Source organism: Mesorhizobium comanense, assembly GCF_005503535.1.
Taxonomy (GTDB): domain Bacteria; phylum Pseudomonadota; class Alphaproteobacteria; order Rhizobiales; family Rhizobiaceae; genus Mesorhizobium; species Mesorhizobium comanense.
Genome location: NZ_SCNN01000059.1, coordinates 1 through 6,056, shown reverse-complemented (window position 1 = coordinate 6,056; position 6,056 = coordinate 1). Strand labels below are relative to the sequence as shown.

At 63.9% G+C, this 6,056-nt stretch carries 1 protein-coding gene; it reads left to right on the top strand.

The genetic code is table 11. The features are described from left to right. Positions 1–6,056: MBG domain-containing protein (locus FFS37_RS35430; RefSeq protein WP_269750989.1), on the top strand; the 6,056-nt coding region annotated here is incomplete at both ends.

The following is a 6,056-nucleotide window of genomic DNA, read 5'->3' as shown; positions in this document are numbered from 1 at the left end:
AATTCCGGCACGATCAGTGCCGATGGCGGGACGGTCGAGCTGAAGGCGGCGGCGGTGCGCGATGCGGCGCGCCAGGCGGTCAACATGTCCGGCGTCATCGAGGCGCGCACGGTATCGGGCCAGTCGGGCTCGATCGTGCTCGGCGGCGATCAGGGCGAGGTCGAAGTTTCGGGCAAGCTCGACGCTTCGGCCGCGAGCGGCGGCAAGGGCGGCAAGATCACGATGACCGGCCGCAAGCTGAAATTGAAGGCCGCCAAGGTCGACGCCTCAGGCAAGGATGGCGGCGGCACCATCAAGATCGGCGGCGACAAACAGGGATCGGGCACGCTGCAGCGGGCCGAGACGACGGATGTGGACGCGGCCACGACGATCAATGCCAGCGCCACCGGCAATGGCTCCGGCGGCACCATCATCGTCTGGTCCGACGAAGTCACCGGTTTCCAGGGCACAGTCCTGGCGCGCGGCGGCGACAGCGGCGGTGACGGCGGTTTCGCCGAGGTGTCGAGCAAAGGCGTCCTTGATTTCGAGGGCAATGTCGACCTCAGTGCCCGTTTCGGCGACACCGGCTACCTACTGCTAGATCCCTATAATCTGACGATATCGAGCACCGGTACGCCGATCGTTTCCGGTTCCGGACCGACCTTCACGCCTACTCAAACCAGCTCGATCCTGCGCGTCAACACGCTGACGAACGCGCTCGCCAACGCCAATGTCATAGTCACTACAGGCACGGCCGGCAGCCAGGCCGGCGACATCACCGTGGCCAGCGCGGTGACATGGTCGAGCGGCAATTCGCTGACGCTCAGCGCCTACCGAAATGTCGTGGTCAATGCGAGCCTGACGAGCAACGGCGGCGGCGCGATCAACCTGCGCGCCGATAGTTCCGGCACCGGTACGGGAACGGTGAGCTTCGCCAACAGCACGGTCAAGTCGAGCACTTCGGGCGTCGTCTCGATCTATTACAACCCCACGGTCAACCCGGCCGGCAGCGGCGTGAACACGACCAGCTACGCGAACCCGACCGAGAATTATTCCGGCAACATCGCCGGCGGCGGTACGCTGAACGCGGCGATGCTGGTCAACACACTCAACGACCTGCGCAACATCAACAACAACCAGGATGGCAATTACGCGCTTGGCCGTTCCATAGACGCGAGCGGCACGACTTTTACGTCATCGCCGGTAGGCTTGCTGGATGGCACTTTCGACGGCCTCGGCAACACCATTTCCAACCTGACCATCACCTCCGGGGACAGCGCCCTCGGCCTCTTCGGGACGATCGGCGCCGACGCCAAGGTGAGCAACCTCAACCTCACCAATGTCGCCATCACGGGGACGAGCAGCGCTAATTTCGCCGGTGGGCTTGCCGGCTCGAACCAGGGAAGAGTGAGCGGAGTTACCGTTTCAGGCACGGTCAAGATTACCGGCGACTCGTTTCGATATGCCGGCGGTCTTGTCGGCTATAGCGACGGCACGATCAGCGGCGCGATCTCGACGGCTTCCGTTTCGGTGGGATATTACAGCCACGCGGGCGGCCTTGCCGGCGGTCTTTCCGGCAGCATCACCAACTCTTCGGCAAGCGGCACGGTGACCGTCGGGTCGCAAAGCAATGGCGGCGGCCTCGTCGGCGAAGCCAATCAGGGGGCGTCGATCGCGGGTTCGTTTGCCACCGGTACCGTGACCGGCGGTTCTCCATCGCGAGTGGGTGGCCTCGTCGGCAACCTCAGAGGCGCTTCGATCACGGCATCCTATTCGTCCAGCACGGTGAGCGGCGGCGGTGGCTCCTCGGCGGGCGGTCTTGTCGGCGCCACCAGTGATGGCGCCAGCATCAACATGTCGTATGCGACCGGCGCGGTAACCGTGGGCAACGGGTATCTTGGTGGCCTGGTCGGCGCCACGCTGAGCGCACAGACCACGATCACCAATTCCTATGCCTCCGGGAAGCTCACCGGCTTCTATGCGGGCGGCCTGGTCGGCTACAACATCGGCAGCATAGCGTCGTCCTATTTCGACATCGACACCACGGGCGCCAGTGCCGGCGTCGGGTACACCAACACCGTCACCGGCGGCACGGGCCTGCACACCAGCGATTTCATGACGGCGTCGAATTTCACCGGCTGGACGTTCGGCACGACGGCCGGCGGCCAGGGCTGGGTGATCGTCGATACCGACTCGACGCTCAACAATGCCGGTGGCGCCGCCGGCGGCACACGGCCGATGCTTCTGTCGGAATATTCAACCACCATCACCAACGCGCACCAGCTGCAGTTGATGGCGCTCAACCTCAATGGCAATTACACGCTGGGCAACAACATCGATGCCAGCACGACGGCCGGCGGCCAGGGCGTGTGGGGCGCTTCAGGCTTCGTGCCGATCGGCAGTGCGATCGCCACCAGCAGCAATCTGCCGACCAATGACAACCTGCCGATGGGCACATCGAACGAGCGCGCCTTCACCGGAACGCTGGACGGCAAGGGCTTTTCGGTCTCCAACCTCTACATCAACAGGCCGACGACCGATTTCGTCGGTCTGATCGGATTTGCCACTGCGGCGACGATCCAGAACATCACGCTGACCGGCGGCTCGGTCACCGGACGCGACCATGTCGGGGCGCTGCTTGGCGGCAATCGCGGTTTCGACAGCAATTACACCTTCATCCCAATCAATCTCGCCAATCTGTCTGCCTCGACCGCAGTGAGCGGGCGGGACTTCGTCGGTGGTCTCGCTGGTTCGATAGAGGCGGGTTACGTCAGCGGCGTTTCCGCGAGCGGTGCGGTTAGGGGTCGCGACTATGTCGGTGGGCTGGGAGGCTATATGTCCTCCAACTCCGGCTATGTGACCACCGGCTCCACGAGCGTCGCCGCCTCGGCGAGCGGTGCTGTCAGCGGCCGCGACAATGTCGGTGGCCTGTTCGGCTATTTCTTTTCGGGTTTCTACGGCACGTCCTTTGCCACGGGTACAGTCACCGCCACGGGTAATAATGTCGGCGGTCTGATAGGGCAGGGCAAAGGCCAGGTCGGCGGCAATGCGACCGACAATCTCTATGCAACGGGCGCCGTCACCGGAAACAACTATGTCGGCGGCCTGATGGGCTTCGCCAACTCCTTCACGCTGACACGCAGCTACGCGACCGGAGCCGTGACCGGCAATACGGCGGTCGGCGGACTTGTCGGCAGTAACGATAGTGGCTCAGCCATTGACATGTCCTTCGCCACCGGCGTGGTGCGTGGCGTCAATCAGGTCGGCGGCCTCGCGGGACGCAACCTGAGCATCATCGGCATGACCCAAGGCGTGGTCAATGGCACCTATGCGACCGGCGCGGTCTACGGCACCAGCAATGTCGGCGGCCTGGTGGGGCAGAACGACTTCGCCAATATGGGCAGCTATTCCCTGAACGGCCGCATCCAGAGCTCGTATTCGATCGGCGCGGTCTACGGCACGACCAATGTTGGCGGGCTGGTCGGCTTCAATGCGAGCGACCCCTCGGGCACCTATTCGCCCACGATCAAGAATTCCTATTGGAACACAGAGACGGCGGGCGCGACCCTGCCAGGCATCGGCGGCGGTGTCACCACGGGCACCAATGCCGGAGCCACCGGCAAGACCACCGCGCAACTCATGGCCGCGCTGCAGACCGGCTTCTCGTCATCGACCTGGGGCCTCGTTGCCAACACCAGCCTGCCTTACTTCAAATGGCTCTACGGCTCGACACCGCAAGTGGTGAGTGGCACCGCCTACAGCGATCGCGGCACGACGCCGCTTGCCGGTGTCGCCACCAACATCCTGGTCAACGGCACCATGACGCCGGCCTCTGCGGTCGGCTCGACCGGCGCCAACGGCTATTATTATTTCCTGCTGCCTAACGGCACCATCGCATCGGGCGGCAGCCAGGTTTTGGTCAACTCAAGCGGGCCATCGGCCGGGGCCACCTTCCAGCAGAACGCCACGGGCTCGCTGAGCGGCCTGTCGATCTACGGCGGTTACCTCAAGCAGCAGGGCTCGGCGTCCACACTGTCCGCCCTCAACGCGGCGCGCGCTACGGCGGTCGGCAGCAACGCGGCGGCGCTCAGTCTGCTCGGCGGGCTGTCGAATGTCGAGATCGATCCGACCTCGGCCTTCACGATAGACCAGGCCATGAATGTGCCCGGCACGCTGGTGATTTCCTCGACGGGCGCGGTGAGCCAGACAGCGAGCATCAGCGCCAACAACCTGTTGCTGCTCGGCAGCGGCGGCAGCTACGCGCTCAACAACTCCGGCAATGCGATCGGCACACTGGCGGCGTCGACAGGCACGGTCAGCGTCACAGACAATAGCGACCTGACGATCGGCACCGTTGCCGGCGTCAACGGCGTGACGGCGAGCGGCGCGGTCACGATCAAGACCCCTGGCAAGCTGACGATCGCATCCACGGCCAAGGTCACCGCCGGCAGCAACGCCAATGCCGTGCTCTCGGCCGGCGGCGCCTTCGTCAACAATCGCGGCAGCGACGCGGTCTCGGTTTCGGGAACCGGCCGTTGGCTGATCTATGCCGCGGGTCCGACCGGCAACACTTTCGGCAATCTCGACAGTGGCAACACGGCGATCTGGAATACGGCTGCCGGCGGCACGGTCAATGCGACGGGCAATCGCTATGTCTTCGCCTACCAGCCGACGCTGACCTTCGCTTCGGCCAATGCGTCGATGATCTATGGCGACGCGATGCCGACGCTGGCCTATTCGGTGTCGGGTTATCAGGCGGGCGTGGCCAACGCCTATCTCGGCGACAGCGCCGCCACCGCCTTCACCGGGGCACCCGCGCTCTATACCCCCGCCACGCTTGTCGGCCAGCCACTCGGAGCCGGGACCTACACGGTCACCATCGACGCCGGCAACGCCGCTGGACTGAACGGTTATGCCCTTGCCTTCAACAGCACCGGCCTGATTTCCGTTGCCAAGCGGATGGTCACCGTTACGGCCGGCTCCAACCAGGGCAAGACATACGGCGATGCCGATCCGTCATCCTATCTCTACACCTATTCCAGCCTCGGCAGCGGCGTCGCTCTCGTCGGCGCGCTCGACCGGGCCTCGGGTGAGGATGTGGGCAGCTATGCCATCGGGCAGGGCACGCTGACCAACGCTGCCAATGCGAATTACGACATCACTTTCCAAAGCAGCAATTTCAACATCGGCAAGCGGGCGGTGACGGTCACGGCGAGCGCCAACCAGGGCAAGACCTATGGCGATGCCGACCCGTCATCCTACCTCTACACTTATTCCAACCTCGGCACCGGCGTCGCTCTTGTCGGCTCTCTCGATCGCACGGCCGGCGAAAATGTCGGCGGCTATGCCATCGGGCAGGGCACGCTGACCAACGCTGCCAATGCGAATTACGACATCACTTTCCAAAGCAGCAACTTCAGCATCGGCAAGCGGGCAGTGACCGTCACGGCGAGCGCCAACCAGGGCAAGACCTATGGCGATGCCGACCCGTCATCCTACCTCTACACTTATTCCAACCTCGGCACCGGCGTGGCGCTGGTCGGCTCACTCGATCGCGCTATCGGAGAGAATGTCGGCGGCTATGCCATCGGGCAGGGCACGCTGACCAACGCGACCAACTCGAATTACGACATCACCTTCGACAGCTCGACCTTCAACATCGGCAAGCGGGCCGTCACGGTCACGGCAAGCGCCAACCAGGGCAAGACCTATGGCGACGCCGATCCGTCGTCCTACCTCTACACCTACTCCAGCCTTGGCACGGGTGTCGCTCTTGTCGGCTCGCTCAATCGCACTGCCGGTGAGAATGTCGGCGGCTATGCCATCGGGCAGGGCACGCTGACCAACACCAACAATTCGAATTACGACATCACCTTCGACAGCTCGACCTTCAACATCGGCAAGCGGGCCGTCACGGTCACGGCAAGCGCCAACCAGGGCAAGACCTATGGCGACGCCGATCCATCGTCCTACCTCTACACCTACTCCAGCCTTGGCACGGGTGTCGCTCTTGTCGGCTCGCTCAATCGCACTGCCGGTGAGAATGTCGGCGGCTATGCCATCGGGCAGGGCACGCT